Below are 23,569 nucleotides of genomic sequence, written 5' to 3'. Positions count from 1 at the left end.
TCAGTGGTTGGAGGGTTTGGAAAAGCGAAGGTCGCGATCGGTCGTTGCATGCGGCGCGCCATGTGTCGGGACGAGCGCCGCCCGCCGCCCCGATCAGGGCGGAAGATTCAGTCACACGGAGTTGGGTCGGGGAGTGGCTAGGAGAGCGGCCGCCCGGGCTCTACCGCGCGCTGCAGCGGCAGCGTCTCCGGCGAGTCCGGACTGACCACGGCGTAGAAGTAGCGGCCCTGTCGCCAGTACTGCGTGAGCAGCTTGCCGTCGCGGCGATTGCCGTTGCCGAAGTTGAACAGCTCGCCCGGCGGGCGCAGGTAATAGACGATGGCCTGGCCCTGGCCGTTCTGGTAGACCACCATTGCCGCCGGCCCCTTGTCGCTGGCCATCAGGCGGCCGCCCACCGGCTTGAAGCCGTAGGCGCTGAAGTCCGGCAGCGGCGCGGCCTGGACGAAGTGGCGGTCGAGCCAGTGCTGCAGCTGCTGGGCATTGTCCGCGCCGGCGTCGGCGCGTATGTCCACCATCGCCGTTGACTCGTCGGAGGCGAACATGCGGTAAGCCTGGGTGGCGTCAGCCATCGGCAGGTAGGTTTTGCGCATGTCGAGGTCGCGCCACTGCCAGCCGCCCGCCGCGCCCAGCGCCAGCGTCAGCAGCAGCGAGGCGGCGATGCTCCAGTGGAGGCGGTTGCGCGATTGCAGTTCACGCCGGATGCGAAACGGGTCGAGCCGCGGCGGCGCGGCCGAGGCCGGGACGTTTTCCATGGCGGCGCGCAGGCGCTGCGCCTCGGCCTTGAGCATGTCGACATGGCGCGCAGCCTCGGGATGGATGCTCAGGTGGCGCTCCACGCATTCGCGCAGCGACGGGTCGAGCTGGCCGTCGGCATAGGCATGCAGGTCATCTTCAGTGGGCAGGTAGCTGGTCATTTCATGATCCGCAGGTTGGGCGCGGCGGCGGCGCCTTCATTCAATTCACGCAGGGCGCGGCGTGCCCGTGACAGGCGCGACATCACGGTGCCGATGGGGATGTCCAGCGTCGTCGCCGCCTCCTGGTAGCTCAGTCCTTCCACCGACACCAGCAGCAACAGCGCGCGCTGTTCGGCCGGCAGGCGCGAGAAATCGGCCAGCGCGGCGCGTGACAGGGCAATGTCCTCGGACGAGGGCGCCAGCTCCTCCTCGCGCGCAGAGAACAGCGAGAGCAGGCCGGCGTAACGTTTGGCGCGCCGCTCGCCGTCGATGAAGCGGCGGTACATGATCTGGAACAGCCAGGCCCGCAGGTCGCCTTCGGCGCGGCGTTCACGCCGGGACAAGGCGCGCTCCAGGCAAGACTGCACCAGGTCGTCGGCGCTGCCTTCGTTGCGCGTGAGCGAGCAGGCAAAGCGCCGCAGCCGCGGCAGCAGTTCGCGCAAATCGTCGTCGGTGAAATCTTGGCTCATGGCAATCCGGTCCGGGCGCGGTGGCGCCGCGTGATGCGCATCGTTTGATGCGTGATGCCCGTAAAACGAACAGCAGCGGGGTTTATTCCCGCCGGTCGCAATTTATTTTGGGGATTGTATGCCTGCCGTAAAGAAGTGCGGCAGAGGAGGAACCTGATTTGCCGTGGAGGAAGCTCGCCTCTCAGGCGGCCAGTCTCACGCTGCTACTGTGGCGGGCAGCGGCGAGGATTTCAAGTTCGGCATCGTCTTCGGAGCGGGCGGTCAACGGCAGGGAGCCACGACTGATCTCCGTCCGCCCCCTGAGCACGGCGAAGGAGCCTTTCCAGCGACCTTCGGCATTGTCGGCCAGATAGATGAGCAGGTAACCGTCGAATTGGATCTTTTTCATGTTGTTCTCTCGCCAGCGCATTGAGTCGTCATACCTTTTCCAGCGATGACGAGTATGTCGCTGCGGGGCGCGAAAGAATGTCGTCCGCCGCCGCGACTTGCTGTAGGAGAACGGGACGGTCGGTCAGCGCACTGCCGATTGTGCCAGCAGGCCGTTGACGGCGTCGGTGACGATGATGGAGGGCAGCGAGTTGCGGTCGTTGCGCACGATGACCATGTCCTTCTCGATATCGCCCGGCAGCGCCAGCTGCCCGATGTAGGTGCAATCGGCGCTGCAGGTGTAGCGCAGTACGGCATTGCCGCGGTTGACCTCGATGATGTATTGGCCGTTCTCGACCCCGTAGTAGCGCGCCGATACCAGCCCGCCCTTGGCGTCGCCCTGCGGGTCTTCATAGTAGTACTGGCCCTGGTCGACGCGCATATAGTGCGGCCACGGGTTGGCCCCGGCGGGCGCAATGCCGGCGATCTGGCTGGCGTTGAGATTCAGGCGCAGGCGCGAGGGTTCCGGCGTTGGGCGAGCTGCGGCGGCCGGCGCCGCCGGGATGGCCTGTTGCGTCGGAGTCACCTGCGCCAGCGCCGGCACGGGGGCATCCGCCTTTGCGATCTTGGCGGGCTTGTCTGCCTTATCTGCTTTATCGCCCTTCGGCGGTATGCGTGCGGCTTCGGTGATCGAGCCCTCGGCCAGCGCCTCCAGCTCGGCCTGGCGGCGGTGGTACCAGTCCAGCAGGCAGGCGCGGTCGCGGCAGTTCTGCTCGCGCCAGCGCCATTGCTTGTCAGACTCGACGCTGAAGGCGCGACGATCCGCCGCGCGCTGGCGGGCCTGGCGGAAGGCCTTGCCCAGGCGGTCGTCGAGCGCCGACAGCTCGGCGTCGCCGCAGATGATCTTTTCGTTGGCGGCGCCGGCCCTGGCGCAGTCGAAGCTGGCGGCAAGCGAGGGGACACAGGCGACGAGGCCGGCAGCGAAAGCGGCGGCGCAAAGAGAGCTCTTCATGGCGGGACGAAATCGGCGTTGCGGAGAAAGGGGCGGCAAGGAAGACGATGCGGCCGGGCAGAAGCTGGTGGCGGCGTTGTGCATGGTTTCTCCTGCGGTGCGGTGATGCGATGTGCGCAAGCTTCGCACCGCCGCAAGCAACGCAAAACGACAAGAAGAGAGGTCTTTTTGAAAAAATCTTTGCAGCTGAAAAAGCATGTTTGGAAGTCTTTACAATCAAGCCGGGCGCGGCTTTGCTCATCGAAGTAAAATCGCGGGTCTTTGGCGGCGCCATGCGCCGGCAGAGCAGGAAAAAGGGACAGCGACACACTATGCAAGGCAGCGACGAACAAGAGCAATTGCGCCAAGGCGAACGCCGGGGATTCATCCTCAGCCGCCATTGGCGCGACACGTCTGCCGGCGTCGAGATCGAGCTGTGGCTGGCCACCGACGATGGCGCGCAATGCCTGCGCCTGCCGCCGCAGCAGGCGGTGGCCTTCATCCCGCAAGCCGAGCGCGAGCGCGTGGAGCCCTTGTTGGAGGGCGATCCCACGTTCGAGCTGCGTGCGCTGGACAACCTGAAGGACTTCAGCATGCGCCCCGTGATGGGCCTGTATGCGCGCCAGTACCGCAAGCTGCTGAAGAAGGAAAAACAGCTGCTGGAAGCCGGCATCCCCGTCTACGAGGCCGATGTGCGGCCGCCCGAGCGCTACCTGATGGAGCGCTTCATCAACGCGCCGCTGGCGTTCTCGGGCACGCCGGACGCCGAGGGCGTGTTGACGGACGCCCGCATCCGTCCGCTCGCGGCCTATCGCCCGGCGCTGAAGCTGGCGTCGCTGGACATCGAGACCAGCTGGCACGGCGAGCTCTACTCAATCGCCATCGAGGGCTGCGGCCAGCGCACCGTGTATGCGCTGGCGCCGGGCAGCGGGGCGGTGGAACAGGTCGATTTCGAGCTGCATTTCTGCGACTCGCGCAAGGCGCTGATCGAGGCCTTGAACGACTGGATGGCGCGTCATGACCCCGACGCCATCATCGGCTGGAACCTGATCCAGTTCGACCTCAACGTGCTGCAAAAGCAGGCGACCAAATACCAGACCACGCTGCGCCTGGGGCGCGCCGGCAAGCCGCTGGAGTGGCGTGAACACGGTTTTCGCGCCAATCACATGCTGGTCACGGCGCCGGGGCGGCTGGTGATCGACGGCATCGAGAGCCTGCGCTCGGCGTTCTGGAATTTCCCGTCCTTCAGCCTGGAAAACGTGGCGCAGTCGCTGCTGGGCGAGGGCAAGGCGATCGCCACGCCTTACCAGCGCATGGACGAGATCGACCGCATGTTCGCTGAGGACCGCGCCGCGCTGGCGACCTACAACCTCAAGGACTGCGAGCTGGTCACCCGCATCTTCGCCAAGACCGAGATCCTGGCGTTCCTGCTCGAGCGCGCCAGCGTCACCGGCCTGCAGGCCGACCGCACCGGCGGTTCGGTGGCCGCCTTCACCCATCTCTACATGCCGCAGATGCACCGCAAGGGTTATGTGGCGCCCAACCTGGGCGATGCCGAGGCGATCGCCAGCCCGGGCGGTTTCGTCATGGAGTCGCGCTCGGGGCTGTACGACTCGGTGATCGTGTTGGACTACAAGAGCCTGTATCCCAGCATCATCCGCAGCTTCCTGATCGATCCGGTGGGGCTCGTGGACGGCACCTTGAACGAGCCTGAGGCCGACACCGTGCCCGGCTTCAACGGCGCGCGTTTCTCGCGTCGCAGCCACAGCCTGCCGGCCATCATCGAGCAGATCTGGCAGGCGCGCGAGGCAGCGAAGCAGCGCGGCAACAAGCCGCTGCAGCAGGCGCTGAAGATCATCATGAACTCCTTCTACGGCGTATTGGGATCGACGGTCTGCCGGTTCTTCGATTCGCGGCTGGCGTCGTCCATCACGCGGCGCGGCCACGAGATCATGCACCGCACGCGCGAGCTGATCGAGGAGCAGGGCTATGAAGTCATCTACGGCGACACCGATTCCACCTTCGTCTGGTTGAAGCGCGCCCACGACGACGAGCAGGCGCGCGCCATCGGGCTGGCGCTGGTGGCGCGAATCAATGACTGGTGGCGTGAGCGCCTGCAGCAGGAATACCGGCTCGACAGCGCGCTGGAGCTGCAATACGAGGTGCATTACCAGCGCTTCCTGATGCCCAGCGTGCGCGGCGCCGACGTCGGCAGCAAGAAGCGCTACGCCGGCTACGTGCGCACCGCCGATGGCGAGGACAAAGTAACCTACAAGGGCCTGGAAACCGTGCGCACCGACTGGACGCCGCTGGCGCAGCAGTTTCAGCAGGAGCTGTACCTGCGCATTTTCCGCAAGGAGCCATACCGCGACTACATCGCCGCCTACGTTGCCGACCTGCTGGCCGGCAAGCTGGACGAACAGCTGGTCTACCGCAAGCGCCTGCGTCGCCAGCTCGACCACTACGAGAAGAATGTGCCACCCCACGTGCGCGCCGCGCGCATGGCCGACGAGGTCAACCGTGAGGACGGCCGGCCGCTGCAATACCAGCAGGGCGGCTGGATCAACTACGTGATGACCACCGCCGGCCCGGAGCCGCTGGAAAAGCGCAGCGCCGCCATCGACTACGCCCACTACCTGGAGCGCCAGTTGGCGCCGGTGGCCGACGCCATCCTCGCCTTTGTCGGCGACAGCTTCGCGGCTGTCACCTCACCTCAGCAGGAGCTGTTCTAATGCGGCGCAACAGCGTATGCTTGCGCATGTTTGCCCGCGTTTGACTGCGCCACCCCGGCGCCCCGGAGGTCCCTTGAATTCCCTGCCCATCCAGCTCTTCGATTCCGAATCGAGCACCTATACCTACCTGCTTGCCGCCGACGGCGAAGCGGTGCTGATCGATCCGGTCGACAAGCACTGCGAGCGCGACCTGGCGCATCTGGAGCGCCTCGGCCTGCGCCTGGCCTATATCCTGGAAACCCATAACCACGCCGACCACGTCACCTCGGCCGGCCGCCTCCAGCAGCTGACCGGCGCCAGGACCGCCGCCCCGATCGGCTGTGGCATTGCGCCGGCCGATGTGCAGCTGAGCCATGGCGACGTGGTGCGCTTTGGCGGGGCGGAGCAGGGCGAGAAGATCCACGTGGTCCATACGCCCGGCCACACCGCCGGCAGCGTCTGCTACCTGTGGCGCGGCAATCTGTTCTCTGGCGACACCTTGCTGATTGACGGCTGCGGACGCACCGACTTCCAGAGCGGCAGCGCCGAGGAGATGTATCACAGCGTCACCTCACGCTTATTTACGTTGCCCGACGCCACCATGCTGTGGCCGGCGCACGACTACAAGGGGCGCTCGGTTTCCACCATCGGCTGGGAAAAGCGCCACAACAGCCGGCTGGCCGGCCGCTCGCTGGAAGCCTTCGTGGAGCTGATGAACAACCTGAACCTGCCTCCGCCAAGACTGATGGACGTGGCGGTGCCGGCCAACCGTAATCTGGGCTTACCGCACTAGACAACGCAACTGGAAGCGAAAATGACAAAGGGCCGGATTCGAGGGAATCCGGCCCTTTTTGATTGAGGGCTGAACGCGGCTGTGGCGGCAGACCACCAACAAGCAATCATTGCATTTTATTTACCAAAAAATATGGGTGAATAAAGGGCATTGAAAGGCGATTCAAGCGACGAAAACCAGGAGCATCGTACGGCATCGGCGCCAATGCCGGCGAGCAACAGCGGCTCGCCCCGAACCGGCCACGCGGGCGCAGTCGTCGAACGTCGAACCGATGGATTCAGCCGAGGTGGGAATCGGTATCGCGCAGGCTGCGCGCAACCGGCACAGGCTTGGCCTGCGGGGCGCTGTAGACGCGACGCCAGATGTAGTAACCGAAGGCCAGCGAACCTGCCACAACGTACAAAGCGTAGAAAGCCAGGGCATAGGAGCCGTAGTGCATCAAAGACTGGAACACGTTCATTTTTCCCTCGTGAAGGATGGCCAACGTTGATCTGATGGCGTCATCCTATTCCCCATACAGTTGACCGGATATCAGGATTTTTCTGATGTGCCGGACTGACAACATTTGGAAATTATTTTCCCTCAAAAATAACTTCCGGCGAGCTTGCGCGCCAAGCCGTCATTGTGCCCGTTTCCGCCGCCAGTGGCCATGGAAACCTGCGCTAAGTGGATGTATTTGCACGGCTTTTCAGATGTTGGCGGCATCTTGTGTACGGCCCGCAACGCGCAAGGCTGGCAGATCATCACGGGCCCGGTGGGGCAGTGCAGCAGGTGGCGCGATACGGCCAGTCGCAGATTGATCGGCGGCGCTTGCTCCAGCGCCAAGGTGATTGGCGGGACTTCCGCCGAGATCACCGGCGGCGGCAACGCCCTGCCGCGTTGCTCGATACGCTCACCAGCGACGTTTGCGGCGCATGAATCCGTATCGCGGCGTCGCGAGCAGGCACAAACAAAAATGCCGCTCAGCGATCAACTGAACGGCATTTTTCACATTGAGCCGGCGCCGGTTCAGCCGGGCTCGTTGGCAGCGGCAGGGGCGGCAATCGCCGCCGGCTGCTGCAGGTGCTGCAGCAGCTTGCCCACCATCAGGATCACGGTGGCGCCGATGATCACGAAAAACACCGCCAGCGGCGTCAGGCTATGGATGGAGACGAAGCCGGCCAGCGCCATCATCGCCGACGACACCAGCAGCAGCGCAAAACCGAGGATGGCGCTGGTCAGCCCGGCGATGTGCGGGAAGATGGAGTTGCCCTTGGCCATCAGCGTCGGGTACATGGCGCCGGCGCAGAAGCCCATCAGCAGTACCGGTGCGGTCAGCGTCCATACCTTCAGGCCGACCGTCAGCGCCAGCACCAGCATGGCGAAGGAGGCGCCGGTCATGACGCGCGCGCCGATGCGCAGGCGCTGTTCGGCGCTGGGCAGGCGCGCATGGTGGATGCGGTTGGAGATGCCGCCCAGGAAGTACATCAGGCCGATCGCCAGCGCCAGGTAGCCGAAGTAGGTCGGCGGCAGCTGCAGCGTGTTCTGCACCATGAACGGGCCGACGATGTTGAACACCAGCAGGATGCTGTAGCACAAGCCCTGCGCCAGGAAGCAGCTCTGGAACACGGGGCTTGCCAGCACCATGCGGGCGTTCTTGAACAGCGTCTGCGGATGCAGCCGCACCGGCTTGGGCAGCGTCTCCTGGTAGCGCCACAGCACGCCCCACATCACGAACGAATACAGCAGCAGGAACACCAGGCAGGAGCGCCAGCCGAAGGCTTCCTGCAGGTGCGCGCCGATGACCGGCGCGATGATCGGCGCCAAGCCCCAGGCGATGGACATGTAGGTGAAGGCGTGCACCAGCGTCTGTCCGGTGAAGGAGTCGCTGATGATGGTCTTGGCCAGCAGGTTGGTGGTGGCGATGCCGAAGCCCTGCAGCACCCGGGCCAGCACGAAGGTTTCCAGGTTGGTGGCCAGCAGCGACAGGATGCAGCCCAACGTGAACAGCGCCAGGCCGGCCTGCAGGATGCGCTTGCGACCGTAGGCGTCGGCCAGCGGCCCGAACACCAGCTGGCCGAAGGCATAGGCGAACAGGTAGCCGGTCACGCTGGACTGGATGGCCTGCGGCGAGGTCTGGTAGAAGTGCGCCATGGTCGGCAGGGCCGGCACGTAAATGTCGATGGCCAGCTGGCCGGCGGACGCGAAGGCGCATACCAGGAACAGGATGAAGCGCGGGTGGTTGGGCAGGTGCTTGGGTGGATGTTGGGCGAGGGTGCTCATGGTACGGACGGCGCAGATGCTCCGAATGGCGCGATGTAAAGGCCGCTATTGTGCCGACTTGCGCGAATTCCTGCTGGCGACGCCCTAAAACGCTGCCGGCCGGCGGCAGCGTTCAAGCTTCACGGCGCCTCAGCCGATGCGCGCTTCGCTGGGCGGATGCCCGATGACGCGCTTGAAGGCGCGACTGAAGGAGGCCTCCGAGTCGTAGCCAAGACGGCTGGCGACCACCGCCACGCGCATGCCTTCGCGGGCGATCCAGTGACGCGCCTGGAACATCTTCACGCGCGCCACGTACTTGGCCGGCGTTTCGCCGACCGTGTTGGAAAACTTCTCGATGAAACTGGAGCGCGACGCGCCCATGACCTCGGCCAGCTCGGCCACCGACCACTCGCGCTCCGGCTGCTTGTGCACGGCGGCCAGCACGCGGCCGATCTGCGGGCAGCGCACTGCGGCAATCCAGCCGGTGGCGTCCGAGCAGGCGCATTCCACCCAGGCGCGGATGATGCTGGCGGCCAGCACGTCAGCCAGTCGCGCCAGGATGCCGCAGGCGCCGATGCGGTTCATCTGGATTTCGCGCTCCATCGCCTCCAGCATGGCCAGCACCGCCGGGTCGCGCTGGCTCAGGTCGCAGGCGCGCATCACGTCCGGCATCATGGCCAGCAGCGGATGCAGCGGATCGAGGTTGAAGCGCATCGTGCCGCAGAACAGCACCTGCGAGGGCGGGGCGGCGTCGTCGGTTACCAGGCTGTCGCCGGCGGTGCCGTTGACCAGATAGATGTTTTCGGAAACAGGCTTCTTCGCCAGCGCCTCGATGTCCACGCAGGGCACGTCTGGCGAGCTGGCCAGCACGTGAAAGGTGCTGCGCGGCAGCAGCACCGCGTCGCCCGGATTAAGCTGCATCCACTCGCTGGTCTGGGTGCGCATCCAGCAGCCGCCCTGGGCGACGAAGTGGAAGCTGGCCTCCGGCCTGGGATGGAAGGCGATGGCCCAGGGCTCGCGCATCACGCAGCGGCCGTATTCGACGCCGTCCAGGCGCAGGCCCAGCAGGATCTCGGTGAGCGTGTCGGGCATGTCCGGCACGGTGGGCAGGCGGGACGGCTGGGGCAGGTCGTTGACGTTCATGGCGGGCTCCTTGGGCTCACGTTCGAGCTCTCATCCTGATGGCAGGCAAGTTTGGACGAATAGTCATGAGAATAAGCGTTATAGGCATGGAAAGTCCAGTCTGCTCGTCCTACACTGCCACAACTCCCCAATTTCGATCATTTTTGATCCTTCCAGAGAAACTGCCATGCTAGAAGCTTCCCCGGCCGCCTCCACCGGCTCGCAATCAAACTCCGCCATCACCCATAGCAATTGGGGCGGCATCATCAGCCTGGCGCTGGGCGTGTTCGGCCTGGTCACGGCCGAGTTCCTGCCGGCCAGCCTGCTGACCGCCATGTCCACCGACCTCGGCGTGACCGACGGCGCGGCCGGCCAGGCGGTCACCGCCACGGCCATCGTCGGCGCCATTGCCGCCCCGACCATCCCCGTCATCACCCGCAACTTCGACCGCAAGCGCGTGATCGTGGCGCTGACGCTGTTGCTGATCGTCTCCAACGTGCTGGCGGTGTCGGCCACCAGCCTGTCGGTGCTGCTGGGCGCGCGCGTGCTGCTGGGCGTTGCGCTGGGCGGCTTCTGGTCGATGGCCGCGGCGCTGGCCATGCGCATGGTGCCGGAGAAGGTGTTTGCGCGCGCCATGTCGGTGATCCTGGCCGGCGTCTCGATCGCCACCGTGTGCGCCGCGCCGATCGGCGCCTACATGGGTGATCTATGGGGCTGGCGCAGCGCCTTCGTGGCCGCCGGCGTGGTCAGCGTAATCACGCTAGTGATCCAGGTGGTCGCCATTCCCAAGCTGCCGCCCAAGGACAACCCCAGCCTGTCGGTGCTGTTCCACCTGCTCGGCCGCGGCGACGTGCGCGTGGCCTTGCTGGCGGTGCTGCTGGTGATCTCGGGCCACTTTGCCGGCTTCACGTATATCCGCCCGCTGATGGAGCACGTCACGCATCTGTCGGTGTCGACGATCTCGGCGGTGCTGCTGGGTTATGGCGTGGGCGGCTTCTTCGGCAACTTCGCCGGCGGCTTCATCGCCGAGCGCAGCGAGCGCCTGGCCATCGTCGCCGGCGGCGCCCTGATCGCCTTGCTGGCAGCCACGCTGTGGGCGGCCGGATCCTCGGCGACTGTCGCGGCGGTGTCGATTGCGCTGTGGGGCTTCGCCTTTGGCGCCTTTCCGGTCGGCTTCCAGACCTGGATCGTGCGCGCTGCGCCGGATCACGCCGAAGGCGCGGGCGGCCTGCTGGTGGCGGCGTTCCAGGTCGCCATTGCCAGCGGCGCCATTGGCGGCGGCTTGCTGGTCGACCAGGTCGGCGCGCTGGGCGGCACCATCTTCGCCACCGTGACGCTGACGCTGGGCACCTTGTTGACCCTGCGCTACGGCCCGCGCCCGGCGCGCGTGCAGGCTTGATTGCCGCAAGGATTACAGGCGCATTGCCGCTTCGCCTATAGGCCGGCGCCGCTGCGTATCCGATACTCGCCAGGTTGAGCTTGCTGCGTCCGCACCCTACGGATAGCAGACAATAACAATGAGGCGAACCGATACGGAGGCATGAATGCAAGCTCGGCTGCGGTTGCCGCTGCGAATGATGGGATGGCTGCTGGGTACGCTGGCGGCGCTGGTGCTGGTCGCAGCTGCCGCCGTCGCGCTGTTCGACTGGAACCTGGCCAAGCCATGGGTCACGGCCCGGCTGTCGGCGGTGCTGGATCGCCAGATCCGGGTCGACGGCAACCTGGCGCTCTCCTGGAGCCGCGCCCCGGACAGCGAGCCCGGCGCCAGCCGGCTGCTGCCGTGCCTGCGGGTGAAAGCCGACCGTATCAGCATCGCCAACGCCGACTGGGCCTCCAGCGGCCCCTTGCTGGCCCGGGCCGACGCGGTGGACGTCTGTTTTTCGCCGTGGCCGCTCCTGCGCAAGCACTGGCTGATCAACGACTTGCGCCTCACCGGCGCCCAGGTGGTGATGGAGCGCGCCACCGACGTGCGCAAGAACTGGCGCTTCTCTTCATCCGAAGAGCCGGTCTGGAGCTACGACATCCACCGCCTGGAATTCGACCGGGTGACCCTGCGCTACGTCGACCTGCCGCTGGATATTGACCTCAATGCCGCGCTCAAGCCCTTGCCCAACACCCCGCGGGGCGTGCTGAAGAATGACGTGCCGGACCTGGCCATCTCGGCCGTCTTGTCGGGACGCTACAAAGAGGCCGAGGTGAAGGCCGACGGACAGGGCGGCGCTTTGCTCGACCTGCTCAATGACGGCGCCTTGTATCCGCTGCAGGCCAAAGGCAGCATCGGGCGCGTACAAGCCAGCCTCGACGGCACGCTCACTAACCCGCACCGCCTGGCCCGCGCCGATCTCCGACTCAGCCTGGCCGGCGACACCCTGGCTGATCTCTATCCCGCCACCGGCGTGCTGCTGCCGCAGTCGCGCGCGTTCACCACGCAAGGGCAGCTTGCCATCATTCGCGAAGGCGGCAAGCCGGCGCTGTGGGACTGGCGCTACCAGCGCTTCACCGGCACCGTGGGCGAGAGCGACTTCGCGGGCGACGCCCAATACCTGCGCGGACGCGGCCGGCCGCAACTGCGCACCACCTTCCACTCCAAACTGCTGCGCCTGGCCGACGTGGCGCCGCCGGGCAGCGGCGCCGCCGGCAAGCCGGACGGCAAGGTCCTGCCGGCGCATGCCTTCGAGCCGACCCGCTGGGATGCCTTGGACGCCGAGATCAACTTCACCGGCGAGCAGTTCGCGCTGCTGCCCAAATTCATCTGGCATGAGCCCAGCGCGCGTATCTATCTGAAGGATCGCGTGCTCAGCTTCGACCCGGTGCGGTTTTCCATGGCTGGCGGCAAGGCCGACGGCAAGCTCACGCTGGACGGCCGGCAAGACACCATCCGCGGCCGGCTGCAGTTGACTGCGCACGACCTGCAGGTCAAGCGCCTGTTTCCCCGGCTGGCATCGATGCAGGCCAGCTTCGGCCGTATCGACGGCAGCGCCGAATTGAGCGGCGCCGGCAATTCGATCGCGGCGATGCTGGGCACGGCCGACGGCACGCTCAAGGCCGAGGTCAGCGAAGGCTCGATCAGCCAGTTCATCCTGGAAGCCGCCGGGCTGAACCTGGCCGATGCCGTGTTCGCGCGCTTCTACCAGGACAAGCAGGTGCGCCTGCACTGCGCCGTGGCCGATGTGCGCATCGCGCGCGGCCAAGCCGGGATGCGGCGCTTCGTGCTCAATACCGAGGACGCCCTGATCGAGGTCAGCGGCCACGTCGACCTCGCGCGCGAGCTGCTGGACCTGGACATCCGGCCGCGCACCAAGCACCTGCGGCTGCTGTCGCTGCGCACGCCGCTGTTCGTCAAGGGCAGCTTCAGCCATCCGCAGATCGGCGCGCATACCGGCCCCTTGGCGGCCAAGGCGGGCGCCGCCGCCGCGCTGGCGCTGGTGGCGCCCTTGGCGGCGGTGGTGCCGCTGGTCACCCCGGGTGAAGACATTCCCGACGATTGCCGCGAGCCCCCGGTCGCATCCGCACCCGGCGCCCGCGCGCGCTGAACGGCGTGCTCTGCAGGACGTCGCCTGCCGTCCGACAGGCGTGACGGCAAACGCCCACGCCGGCAAAGGCGTCCGGCCGATATGGCTCGGCCTTGGCCGGGGTCATGCTGTGGTCTTTGGATCACCAGAGGAGAAGCGCCATGGCCAAGCAAATCCGAGACACTCAGCACGGCAGCGACCAGCAGGCCGCACGCCAGCAGGAACAATATTCCGAAGCCCCGCCCGAGCAGCAGGACGGCAGGTCATCGCTGGCCACCAGCCTGCCGGAGGAAGAGGCGGACCGCCTGCTGCAAGGTGAGGCCAGGATTGAGGGCGAGGATGCGGAGCTGGAAGAAGTCACCCAACTGCGCCGGCGCGAGGAGCGTCACCGCCCGGAATCGCTGGAGGAAGAGGACATCGGCCTGCAGCACGTCAGCGGCATCGACGAGGAAGAGGTCGGCAAGGAGCTCAACATCACCGGCGACGAAGACAACGACGAGGACGACAGCGGCAATCCGGCCGGGCCGCAGATGCAGCCTTAGGCGCCACTGAGTTGCCACTCGGGCGCGACGCTCAGGCCGGCGTGGAAGCGCGCTTCCGGGCGCTGCTGCGATAGCTGCGCGGAGAAGCCCCGGTCACGCGCTTGAAGGCGTTGCTGAACGCGCTCTCCGAGGTATAGCCCAGCGCCTGCGCCACGCTGGCCACCGGCTCGCTGCCCTCGCGCAGCGCACGTTCGGCCAGGTGCATACGCCAGTTGGACAGATAGGTCAGCGGCGCCACGCCGGCGGCATTGCGAAAGCGGGCGGCAAAGGTGGTGCGCGACATGGCGCAGGCCCGGGCCAGTTCTTCCAGCTGCCAGGGATAGGCCGGATCGCCGTGCATCAGGTGCAGAGCCGGGGCCAGGCGCGGCTCGCCCAGCGCGCGCAGCCAGCCGTTGGGCATGGGCCCGGTGGTATTCAAATGAGCGCGCAGGATCTGGATGAACAGCAATTGCGCCAGCTGGGCCGAGGCCAGCTCGCCGCCCGGTTGCGGCGTCTTGCGTTCATCCACCAGCTGCTGCAGCATCCAGCGGAAATTGATCGCCTGCGGCGTATCGGCCGGCACGTGGATCCAGGGCGGCAGCACATCGCGCAGCAGCTTGCCGCTGGTGCTGTCGAGCAGCACATGTCCGCCGATGTGGGCGAAATCCTGGCCGTTGCCGATGGCGACCGCTTTCTTCCCGCTGAACACTTCCATGGCGTCGACCGGCTCCACCCCCGGCTCGCTGGAGAGCGTGAACGCGCGCGCCGCCGTCAGCAGGCCGACATCGCCGGTGTTGAACAGCAACGGCGACGGCTCGCCGTCCAGGTGCACCCAGCAATGGCCTTTGACGATGGCGAAGAACTTGATCTTGGCTGGCGCCGGAAAGCGTAACGCCCATGGGCCGCCGGCGCTGAAGCCGCCGGTGCTGATTGCTTCGGCGCGGGTGAACCGGAGGATGTCGGAGAACGGGTCGGTTTTCATCTCCGTACTATCACGCAAGTAAAAGGGATTTACAAGCATTCAAAATCCGGGCCGGACGCCTTATCTTCTGCCGGTCGGCGCATTGCGCCTTATTCGGAACATAGTCATGAAGCACATGAAAGAAGAGTTGGTATTGGTCACCGGCGGCACGGGCTTCATTGCCCAGTACTGCATCATCGCGCTGCTGCAGGCAGGCTACCGGGTGCGCACCACCGTGCGCGAGCTCAAGCGCGAGGCCGAAGTGCGGGCCCATCTGCAAGTCGGCGGCGTCACGGCCGGCGAGCGCCTGAGCTTCGTCGCCGCCGACCTCAGCAATGACGAGGGCTGGGCGCAGGCCGCCGCAGGCTGTCGTTATGTGATGCACGGCGCATCGCCCACACCGTCCGGCCCGCAGGTGGCCGAGGAGGACTGGATCCGCCCGGCGGTGGACGGCAACCTGCGCGTGCTGCGCGCCGCGCGCGATGCCGGCGTGGAGCGGGTGGTGCTGACCTCCGCCTTTGGCGCCATCGGCGCGGGTCATGGCCGCATGCAGCGTCCGTTCAATGAGAACGACTGGACCAACCTCAAGGGCAACGTGGCGCCCTACCAGAAGTCCAAGACCCGCTCCGAGCTGGCGGCCTGGGAGTTCATGGCCCGAGAGGGCGGCAACATGCAGCTGGCCGCCGTGAACCCGGTGGCGGTGCTGGGGCCGGCGCTGGGCGCCGACTATTCGCACTCGATCCGCATCATCAAGACCATGATGGACGGCCAGCCGGGCTGCCTGAAGATCAACTCCGGCTTCGTCGACGTGCGCGACGTGGCCGACTTGCACCTGTTGGCGATGACGCACCCGGCCGCTGCCGGCGAGCGCTTCATCGCCATCGCCGGCGAGAGCATGTGGATGAAGGAGGTGGCCCGGGTGCTGCGCCAGCGCATGGGCCAGGCGGCTGCCAGGGTGCCGCGCCGGGTGCTGCCGAACTGGCTGGCGCGCCTGCTGCTGGGGCGCAATCCGGCGATGAAGACGGCGCTGCCGCTGTTGGGCGTGAACCTGAACGCCAGCGGCGACAAGGCGCGACGCCTGCTGGGCTGGTCGCCGCGTTCGCGCGAGGACGCCATCGTCGCCACCGCGCAAAGCCTGGTCCGACTCGGCCTGCTCAAGGGATCAAACTAGCGCGCCGGCTCAGCGCTCGCTCTTGCGGCCGGCCGCCTTGTCCTCGTACATGCCCTGGTCGGCCAGCTTGAGCAGCGACTCCACATCCTTGCCGTCGCGCGGATAGAAGGCCACGCCGATGGAGGCGCCCACCGTCATGCCCTGGGCGCCTTCGACGTCCTGCAGGCATTGCAGCGGCGGCGCCAGGACCTTCTCGATCTTGGCGCGCACCTTCGCGGCGAATTCTTCCTGCGCGATGCCCCAGAACACCAGCACGAACTCGTCGCCGCCGAAGCGCGCCACGATGTCGTCCTCGCGCACGATGCTGCGCAGGCGCTGGCCGACCTCGATCAGCGTCAGATCGCCGTAGTCGTGGCCGAGGTTGTCGTTGATGGCCTTGAAGCGGTTGAGGTCGATGAACAGCAGCGTGAACTGCGAGAACAGTTCGTTGGCGCGCCGGCCGCGCTTGTTGACGGCAGCGTCGAGGTAGCGCAGCAGCGCGGCGCGGCTGGTGACGCCGGTCAGCTTGTCGGTGCTCAGCTCGGCCTGCATTTCCATGAAGCTGTGCGCCAGCTGGCCGATCTCGTCGCGCCGCTCGATCTTCAGGGCCACATTCATCTGGCCGCGGCCGATCTTGGCCGCCGCGCGCGACAGGCGCTGCACGTCGCGCACCACCCAGCGCACCACGCTCAGGCCCACCAGCAAGGCCGCCGCCACCGTAGCGGCCGAGATCAGCAGCGTCCAGCGCACGTTCTTGTCGAGCGACTCCAGGATATCGCCGCGCGGCACCGCCACCACCGTCACCCATGACAGGCCGGCGTTGTCGCGTACCCAGGAATAGGCGGCGTAGACGGTCTCGTTGTCCGGCCCGGTATAGGTGAAGGTGCGCGTGGCGCCGCCGTCGAGCTGCTCCTGCGCCAGGTAGTGCTGCAGGGTGGCGAAGGTGCTGCGCACCAGCGCGTTGTCGCTGTCCTCCACGCGCAGGCGACTGATCTCGCCGGCCGGGTCGACACGCACGCTGTCGCCGTCGGAGGCGGCCACCAGGTTGCCGTTGGTTTCCATCACGTAGGCCACGCCGCGCGGGCTCACGTGCAAACCGGCCACGAAGTCGTTAAGCGCGCGCAGCGAGACATCGGCCGCGATCACGCCCTCGAAGCGGCCCTCCGGCGAGAGCACCAGGCGCGAGCGGGTGGTGACCAGGTCCTTGTCCCAGTAGTTGATGTAGATGTCGCTCCAGGCCTCGCGGTCGGCGTTGGCGGCGGCCTGGTACCAGGGGCGCTGGCGCGGATCGAACGGCGTCTCTTCATTGCTGGCCATGCCCAGCGGGCCGCGGATGCGCTGCACGCGATAGGCGCTGCGATAAGGTTGCGAGCCCAGCTTGACGCGCAGCTCGCCGTCGTCGGCGGCGCGGCGGAACAGCCCCACGAAGTCGCCGTGGCGGTTGCCGTAGAAAACATAATTGCTCAGGCCCGGATGCATGGAGGTGGCGCTCCAGAAGCGGGCGCGCAGCATCTGCAGGTCGTCATTGACCTTGTCGGCCACCGGCAGGTCGCGCGGCAGCGCCGACTCCAGCACCTCGGTGGCGCCGTCCACATGCCGCTGCACGGTCAGCGCGATGCGGTCGGCGGTCTGGTTCAGCATCTGCTCGGCCACCGACACCACTGCCTGGCTTCCCGCCAGATAGGACAAGCCGCCGATGAGCAGCGACAACATCACGATCAGCACCACAAACGGCAGCACCAGCACCTTCGCCAGCGAGGAGGATGAACGGAGAATGTGGATCATGAAGCCCTGCGTATGTTCTGTCTGTTATTTGAAAGGCAACGAAGAAGACCATACGGCTGGCGCTTCGTGCTGGCTCGTTTTCGCGTTATGACGCGTTAACGGCAGCACGTACCGGAAATGAAAGGCGGCGGGCGCATTTCGCCCGAAAAGTCAGGTCACGGCTTCGGCCTGGATCGCATCGGCGGCGGCGGTTGCGCGCGGATCCTGCCGGCGCGCCTCCCGCGCGGCGATGCGCGCGGGCCTGAAATAGCGTCCCACCCACAAGGCGAACTGCTCCAGCGCAGTGCACAGCAGGAAGTACAACACCCCGACGAACAGGAACACCTCCGCCGGATGCACCATCAGCCGGCTGTTGACCTGCGCCGCCACGAAAGACAATTCGCCCACGCCGACGATGTAGGCCAGCGAACTGTCCTTGACCAGCGTGACCCACTGGTTGACGAAAGAGGGCAGCATGATCTGCAGCGCCTGCGGCAGGATGATATGGCGCAGCACCGCCAGCCGCGGCAGGCCCAGGGACATTGCGGCCTCCCATTGCCCGGCACTGATGCCGGCGATGCCGGCGGCCACCGAATGCGCCAGATAGGCGCCGCTCACCAGCGACAACGCCGCCATCACCGACAGCACGCCGGGCACGTCGATGCCGAAGGCAATCGGCAAGAGGAAGTAGGTCCAGAAAATCAGCATCAGCACCGGAATGGCCCGCAAGAAGCCGAGCACCAGCAGCAGTAGCCGGTGCCAGAGGCCGTCCCCCAGCGCCAGCGGGACGCCAAGCCCCAGGCCCAGGATCACCGACAACAGCGCCGAGCCCGCGCTCAGCAGCAAGGTCAGGGCGGCGCCGCCCAGCGCGCCGTCCGGATAATTCCCCCAGAGCAGGTAGGGCAGGTTGTCAAGCAGCACGGAGAGATCCATCAGGCCCTCCCTTGGCGTTGCCGGCGTGCCCGCAGATGCAGGTGGCCGGCGCTTTCGATCACCGCGATGGCGGCGATGTAGAGCAGCGTAGCCACCCCGAAGGCCTGGAAGGCGAGGAAGGTTTCCGACTCCACCTGGCGCGAGGCATAGGACAACTCGGCCAGGCCGATGCCCATGGTCAGCGAAGTGTTCTTCAGGATGTTCATGTACTGCCCCAGCAACGAGGGCAACGTCAGCCGGATCGCCTGCGGCAGCACCACGTGGCGCAGCACCTGCCAGCGCGTCATGCCGATGGCCGCACCCGCCAACGCCTGGCCGGGCGCTACGCCGCGAATGCCGGAGCGGATCTCTTCGCCGACATAGGCGGTGGTGTAAAACACCAACCCGCACAGCGCGGCCAGGAATTCAAAGGAGGGCCAGCGCAGCGCCAGCGGGCCGAACAGCGACAGCACGTGATCGGCGTTGAGCCAATCCATCGCCCCCTCTGGGAAGAAACTGGGCACGCCGAAGTACCAGAACAGCAGTTGCACCAGCAGCGGCGTATTGCGAAACAGCGAGGTATAGGCCGCCGCCGGCGCATGGATCCAGCGCGTGCGGGCAGAACGCGCAGCCGCCAGCAGCATGCCGAAAAGCGTGGCGAGCACGGCGACCATGGCCGTCAGCCAGAGCGTGGTCAGGAAACCCTGCCACATCCAGTACAGATATTTGGGGGCGAGAAGATGGCCGAACATGATGAGCGATAGGGGCGACAGGAAAGACAAAAAAGCCAGCAGCCGGCGCGATGCCGGCCACTGGCCCTGCCCGGGCAAGCCGGGAGCGAGTTACTTCTGACTCAGCTTGGTATCGCCGATCTTGAACAGGCGCGGCAGCGGCTGGGCGCTTTGCGGGCCAAACCACTTGTCGTAGATCTGCTGGGCGGTGCCGTTCTTCTCCAGGTCGCGCAGCCAGTCGTTCAGGTAGCCGACCAAGCGGGTCTCGCCCTTGGGTACGCCCACGCCTTCGTACTCCTCGGAGATGGCGAAGGGCGGGATCTCGTATTTGTCCTTGTCCGGCAGCGTGCCCAGGATGGCGGTCAGCTTGGTGCCGTCCTGGCTGAACGCCTGGATGTTGCCGTTGCGCAGGGCGGCCAGGCCCAGCGGGGTGTCGTCATACAGCACCACCTTGGTGTCGGGATACTTGTCGCGCAGCGTGGTTTCCATCGTGGTGCCCTTGTCGGTACCGACACGGACCTTCTTGATGTCGTCGGCGCTCTTGAGCAGGCCCTTCTTCGCCAGGAACTGCTGGCCCGAGGCGATATAAGGGATGCTGAAGTCGATCACCTTGGCGCGGTCTTCAGTGATGGTGAAGTTGGCGAACACCAGGTCGACCTTGTTGGAGGTCAGCAGCGCAATGCGGTTGGCCGGATTGGTCGGCACGATCTCGACCTTCACGCCCAGCTTCTTGCCCAGTTCGTTGGCATAGTCGATGTCCAGGCCGACGATCTTTTTAGTGGAGGCGTCCACGTAGCCGAACGGCGGATTGCCGTCGAACGCGGCCACGCGCAGCACGCCGGCCTTCTTGATGTCGTCCAGCTTGTCGGCGTGGGCGGCGCCCGACACCAGCGCCAGCGCGAGGAACAGGGGAGTCAATGAGGCATGCAGTTTCATGAAGTGTTTTCCTTGTTGTTGTGAGTTCCGGAACGCGGGTGGCCGTCGCATCCGGAGCTCGTGGCGATCCGGACGCGGCGGCGATGCGATCTGATGCACGGCGTGCACCAAATGGGAGCGAGTATAGGAAGCGCTGCCGTCAGTGGGAACGACTATTTCCGGCTTTGAATATGCAGAAATCGGCGCAGCTTCCAGGGCGTTCATGCCAGCTCGATCACGCCGGCGCGCACCGTGACCGCATAGTGCGCGCCGGCCCGGCACCGTCGCCGGGCGCCATGCACCAGCGTATGAGCGACGGCAGTTTTGATGCCGAGGGCCATGATCGCGATCTGCCGCAGCGTACGCAGGCGACGCTGTATTGATTCGGGTGCCCGGCATTGAGCCTTCTCGGCCATGCCGCACAGGACGAAGCGCACGGCGGCGCCTTGCTTCAGTTCTGCAGGTCTTGCAGCCGGGCCGACGGGTGCGCCGGGCGGCGCAATCCGAGGTGCTCGCGCAGCGTGCGGCCCTGGTAGTCGGTGCGGAACAGCCCGCGGCGGCGCAGCTCGGGCAGCACCAGCTCAATGAAATCGGTCAGTCCCGCCGGGTGCGCCGGCGACATGATGTTGAAGCCGTCGGCGCCGCCGTCGCGGAACCAGGTCTCCAGCAGGTCGGCGATGTCGGAGGGGGAACCCACCACCTGCTGGTGCCCGCGCGCGCCGGCGATGCGCAGGTAGGTCTGGCGGATCGACAGGCCGTCGCGTCGCGCCAGATCCACCATCAGTTGCTGGCGGCTCTTGGCGCCGTTGGTGGGCGGCAGTTCCGGCAGCGGACCGTCGACCGGATAGGGCGAAAGGTCAAAGCCGACCATCTGCGACAGCAGTCCCACGCCGACCACGGTCGGGATCAGCTCTTGCAGGTACTGGAATTTTTCTTCGGCCTCGGCGCGCGTGGGCGCCACCACGGGGAAGATGCCGGGCATGATCCTGATCTCCTGCGGCGCACGCCCGTAGGCTGCGGCGCGGGCCTTGATGTCGCTGTAGAAGCTGCGCGCCTCGTCGAAGGTCTGGTGCGCCACGAACACCACCTCGGCGGTGCGGGCCGCCAGGTCGCGCCCGGCGTCCGAAGCGCCGGCCTGCACGATCACCGGCCAGCCCTGCGGCGAGCGCGACACGTTGAGCGGGCCGCGCACCGAGAAATGCTTGCCCTTGTGGTTCAGTACATGCAGTTTCGCGGGATCGAAGTATTGCCCGCTTTCCTGGTCGCGCAGGAAGGCGTCGTCCTCCCAGCTGTCCCACAGGCCCGTCACCACCTGGTGGAACTCGGCCGCGCGCTCGTAGCGCAGCGCGTGGTCGAGGTGCTTGACCAGGTTGAAGTTCTCGGCCTCGCCGTCGCCGCTGGAGGTCACCAGGTTCCAGCCGGCGCGCCCGCCGCTGATCTGGTCCAGCGAGGCGAACTTGCGGGCGATGTTGTAAGGCTCGTTGAACGAGGTCGAGGCGGTGGCGATCAGGCCGATGCGCTCGGTCACGGCGGCCAGCGCCGACAACAGCGTCAGCGGTTCGAACTGATCGGAGCGGGCGGTGCGCGACAGCGACGCCAGGTCGCGGTTGCGCACGCCCACCGAGTCGGAGATGAAAATGGCGTCGAACTTGGCCTCCTCGGCCTGGCGGGCAAGTTTGACGTAGTGCGCGAAATTGCTGCCGGCATCGGCCTGGGCGCCGGGATGGCGCCAGCCGGCGATGTGGTGGCCGGTTTGCATCAGGAAGGCGCCCAGCGCCAGTTGGGATCGGGAAGCGGACATAGGGGGGACGTTGGTAATGGGTCAGGCAAGGTCGGCGGTCTGCAGCGAGGCCGCCAGCGCCAGCGCGGTATTGGCGGCGCCGGCCACTTGTTCGGGAATGGAGTTGGACTCCCAGGCCGCGCCGCGCAGCGGATGACCCACGGCAAACAGCGTACCGGGCACGGCCACCGCGGCGCCCAGCACTTCGCCGGTGGTCGGGTCGGCATCGATGCCGAAGCCGGTCGCATGCGGGCGCACCAGCTTGCGGGTGAGCAGGGCACGCACCAGCGTATCGTCCACCCGCAGCCAGTCGAATTCATAACCGGCGGCATTGACCACGCGATCGACCAGCAGCGTTTGATCGGCAGTGTCGCCGCGCGGCGTCCATCGCACTGCGACTTTGTCGCCGGCCGGGCGCAGCGCGCGGATGCGGCCCGTCAGTTGTCGCAGGCGTCCGCTGGCGTTCAGCTGATCGAGCTTCTTGCCCGACTCGGGGCCGGCGCGATGCAAGGCAATCTCCCAGAACGGCCGGATGTGACGCAGGAAGCGTTGGCGATCGGCATTGCAGGCCTTGTTCCACAGCGTCGGCACATGCGGCCGGATCGCCGGCGGCAGTTGCTGCCAGTCCGCGCCGGCTGCCTTTACGGCGCGGCGTGCGATGCGTGTCGCACGCAACAGCTCGCTCAGCGACTCCGGCAGGCGTTCGGCGTCCAGCACGTCCGGCCAAGGGGCGAGCTGGCGGCGCGGCTGCACCAGCAAGCCGCGCCGCGACAGGGCATGGAATTGCCCCTTGAAGCCGGCGCGCTCCGCGTTGAAGGCGGCGTCCAGCGCGGTCAGGCTGGAGCCGATGAGGAGGATGTCTTCATCGCCGCCGACGTCCCTCCAGGCGTGCGCATTCCAGACGTCGTCGATGTAGCGTTCGCCCAGTTCGCGTCGCTCGGCCTGCGAACTGAAGAAGCCGCTGCCGGCGCGGAATAGTCCCGGTGCCAGCACCACGCGCGCGGCGGCGAGCTGGCGGCCATTGTCCAGCGTGATGTCGTAACCGTGCGCGGCCACGTTCAGGTCCAGCGCGCGCGCCTGCACGAACTCCAGGCTGGCCAGCGCGCCGGCGTCGCGCAGCGCTTGCTGCAACTCCTGCTGCACGTAGCTGCCGTACAGCCGGCGCGGCGGGAAGGCCTCGGCAAAGCTCGCGCCAGCAGGCGGCGTCCAGCCGTGGCGCGCGGCATTGGCGGCCAGCCAGTCGGCCAGGTGCGAGGGCCGGTCGGGGTACAGGCCGAACAACTGCGCCGGGCCGTTGACGATGTGGTCGTCGTTGTCGGTGCTGTAGGCGATGCCGCGACCGAGTTCGGCGCGGCTCTCGATGATGCGAATCGAGACCGGGGCGGCGTTGCCGTCGGCGTCGGCGCGGATGGCGCGCAGCAGCTTGATGGCGGTGACCGTACCGGCGAAGCCGCCGCCGATGATGGCGAGGTCGGAAATTTGCTTGGACATGTCGTCAGGATGAGAGCGCAGCGATGTGCTGCAGTGCATCCGAGGATAAGGCCTGCCTCGCGCGCGCGTTGCGCTCATTTCTTCTGTGCTTATGCGCTTTCCGATCATGCGTAAAACTGATCGCAGAAATAGCCGGCGGCCGCTGGGCAGGCGCGCGGCGGGCGGCTATGTTGACGCTTCCCACA

21 protein-coding genes are annotated in these 23,569 nt (G+C 66.6%); 6 read left to right on the top strand and 15 right to left on the bottom strand.

Annotated elements, in window-relative coordinates; genetic code table 11:
* Positions 1-137 precede the first annotated feature (137 nt).
* The 4 genes from J8I26_RS04650 to J8I26_RS04635 all read right to left on the bottom strand — a co-directional run bounded on the left by J8I26_RS04650 (position 138) and on the right by J8I26_RS04635 (position 2,801).
* Entirely contained in the window at positions 138-914 is a 777-nt protein-coding gene (locus J8I26_RS04650) for an anti-sigma factor (protein WP_209604473.1), read from the bottom strand.
* On the bottom strand, positions 911-1,423 hold the full coding sequence (locus tag J8I26_RS04645; RefSeq protein WP_209604471.1) for a sigma-70 family RNA polymerase sigma factor: 513 nt from the start codon (positions 1,421-1,423) through the stop codon (positions 911-913). The genes J8I26_RS04650 and J8I26_RS04645 overlap by 4 nt, the downstream gene beginning before the upstream one ends.
* A 181-nt stretch (positions 1,424-1,604) precedes the next feature.
* Positions 1,605-1,811, bottom strand: coding sequence for a hypothetical protein (locus J8I26_RS04640; protein ID WP_209604469.1), 207 nt, complete (start codon positions 1,809-1,811; stop codon positions 1,605-1,607).
* A gap of 123 nt (positions 1,812-1,934) precedes the next feature.
* On the bottom strand, positions 1,935-2,801 hold the full coding sequence (locus J8I26_RS04635) for a hypothetical protein (protein ID WP_209604467.1): 867 nt from the start codon (positions 2,799-2,801) through the stop codon (positions 1,935-1,937).
* A 311-nt stretch (positions 2,802-3,112) separates the two neighbouring features.
* On the opposite strand from J8I26_RS04635, the gene J8I26_RS04630 reads away from it, so the two are divergent.
* Positions 3,113-5,512, top strand: coding sequence for a DNA polymerase II (locus J8I26_RS04630; RefSeq protein ID WP_209604465.1), 2,400 nt, complete (start codon positions 3,113-3,115; stop codon positions 5,510-5,512).
* Between the two features lie 73 nt (positions 5,513-5,585).
* Complete coding sequence (locus J8I26_RS04625; protein ID WP_245200055.1) at positions 5,586-6,284, top strand: MBL fold metallo-hydrolase; 699 nt, start codon at positions 5,586-5,588, stop codon at positions 6,282-6,284.
* A gap of 277 nt (positions 6,285-6,561) precedes the next feature.
* Here the strand turns inward: J8I26_RS04625 and J8I26_RS04620 are convergent, their stop codons facing one another.
* The 3 genes from J8I26_RS04620 to J8I26_RS04610 all read right to left on the bottom strand — a co-directional run bounded on the left by J8I26_RS04620 (position 6,562) and on the right by J8I26_RS04610 (position 9,668).
* Positions 6,562-6,738 (bottom strand): hypothetical protein, encoded by a 177-nt coding sequence (locus J8I26_RS04620; protein WP_209604461.1) that lies wholly within the window; start codon positions 6,736-6,738, stop codon positions 6,562-6,564.
* Between the two features lie 554 nt (positions 6,739-7,292).
* Entirely contained in the window at positions 7,293-8,546 is a 1,254-nt protein-coding gene (locus tag J8I26_RS04615) for a multidrug effflux MFS transporter (protein ID WP_209604459.1), read from the bottom strand.
* Positions 8,547-8,675: 129 nt separating this feature from the next.
* Positions 8,676-9,668 carry an AraC family transcriptional regulator gene (locus J8I26_RS04610; protein WP_209604457.1) on the bottom strand — a complete coding sequence of 331 codons (993 nt, stop codon included), beginning with the start codon at positions 9,666-9,668 and terminating at the stop codon, positions 8,676-8,678.
* Positions 9,669-9,834: 166 nt separating this feature from the next.
* Here J8I26_RS04610 and J8I26_RS04605 point away from each other — a divergent pair, with 166 nt between their 5' ends.
* The 3 genes from J8I26_RS04605 (at position 9,835) to J8I26_RS04595 (ending at position 13,701) form a co-directional block, all read left to right on the top strand.
* Entirely contained in the window at positions 9,835-11,046 is a 1,212-nt protein-coding gene (locus J8I26_RS04605; protein WP_209604455.1) for an MFS transporter, read from the top strand.
* A 145-nt stretch (positions 11,047-11,191) separates the two neighbouring features.
* On the top strand, positions 11,192-13,180 hold the full coding sequence (locus J8I26_RS04600; RefSeq protein WP_245200054.1) for an AsmA family protein: 1,989 nt from the start codon (positions 11,192-11,194) through the stop codon (positions 13,178-13,180).
* A 140-nt stretch (positions 13,181-13,320) separates the two neighbouring features.
* On the top strand, positions 13,321-13,701 hold the full coding sequence (locus J8I26_RS04595) for a hypothetical protein (protein WP_209604453.1): 381 nt from the start codon (positions 13,321-13,323) through the stop codon (positions 13,699-13,701).
* Between the two features lie 31 nt (positions 13,702-13,732).
* On the opposite strand, the gene J8I26_RS04590 is transcribed toward J8I26_RS04595, so the two are convergent.
* Positions 13,733-14,701 carry an AraC family transcriptional regulator gene (locus J8I26_RS04590; protein WP_209604451.1) on the bottom strand — a complete coding sequence of 323 codons (969 nt, stop codon included), beginning with the start codon at positions 14,699-14,701 and terminating at the stop codon, positions 13,733-13,735.
* Between the two features lie 76 nt (positions 14,702-14,777).
* Between J8I26_RS04590 and J8I26_RS04585 the strand changes: the two genes are divergently transcribed.
* Positions 14,778-15,812 (top strand): aldehyde reductase, encoded by a 1,035-nt coding sequence (locus J8I26_RS04585; RefSeq protein ID WP_209604828.1) that lies wholly within the window; start codon positions 14,778-14,780, stop codon positions 15,810-15,812.
* Positions 15,813-15,821: 9 nt separating this feature from the next.
* Here the strand turns inward: J8I26_RS04585 and J8I26_RS04580 are convergent, their stop codons facing one another.
* The 7 genes from J8I26_RS04580 to J8I26_RS04550 form a co-directional block, all read right to left on the bottom strand.
* Positions 15,822-17,576 carry a sensor domain-containing diguanylate cyclase gene (locus J8I26_RS04580; RefSeq protein WP_209604449.1) on the bottom strand — a complete coding sequence of 585 codons (1,755 nt, stop codon included), beginning with the start codon at positions 17,574-17,576 and terminating at the stop codon, positions 15,822-15,824.
* A 150-nt stretch (positions 17,577-17,726) separates the two neighbouring features.
* Entirely contained in the window at positions 17,727-18,488 is a 762-nt protein-coding gene (locus J8I26_RS04575; RefSeq protein WP_209604447.1) for an amino acid ABC transporter permease, read from the bottom strand.
* Positions 18,488-19,219: an amino acid ABC transporter permease gene (locus tag J8I26_RS04570; protein WP_209604444.1), complete on the bottom strand. Its 732-nt coding sequence runs from the start codon at positions 19,217-19,219 to the stop codon at positions 18,488-18,490. Before J8I26_RS04570 ends, J8I26_RS04575 begins: the two co-directional genes overlap by 1 nt.
* A 90-nt stretch (positions 19,220-19,309) precedes the next feature.
* Entirely contained in the window at positions 19,310-20,134 is an 825-nt protein-coding gene (locus J8I26_RS04565; RefSeq protein ID WP_209604442.1) for an ABC transporter substrate-binding protein, read from the bottom strand.
* 200 nt (positions 20,135-20,334) lie between these two features.
* Complete coding sequence (locus J8I26_RS04560) at positions 20,335-20,550, bottom strand: hypothetical protein (RefSeq protein WP_209604440.1); 216 nt, start codon at positions 20,548-20,550, stop codon at positions 20,335-20,337.
* Between the two features lie 14 nt (positions 20,551-20,564).
* The gene (locus J8I26_RS04555; RefSeq protein WP_209604438.1) at positions 20,565-21,914 is read right to left on the bottom strand and encodes an LLM class flavin-dependent oxidoreductase; all 1,350 of its coding nucleotides are present in this window, start codon (positions 21,912-21,914) and stop codon (positions 20,565-20,567) included.
* A 21-nt stretch (positions 21,915-21,935) separates the two neighbouring features.
* Complete coding sequence (locus J8I26_RS04550; protein ID WP_209604436.1) at positions 21,936-23,384, bottom strand: FAD/NAD(P)-binding protein; 1,449 nt, start codon at positions 23,382-23,384, stop codon at positions 21,936-21,938.
* Between the last annotated feature and the right edge of the window lie 185 nt (positions 23,385-23,569).

Source organism: Herbaspirillum sp. LeCh32-8, assembly GCF_017814915.1.
Lineage (GTDB): Bacteria > Pseudomonadota > Gammaproteobacteria > Burkholderiales > Burkholderiaceae_D > Herbaspirillum.
Note: the sequence above shows the minus strand (reverse complement) of the source record. Positions and strands in the feature narration are given on the sequence as shown.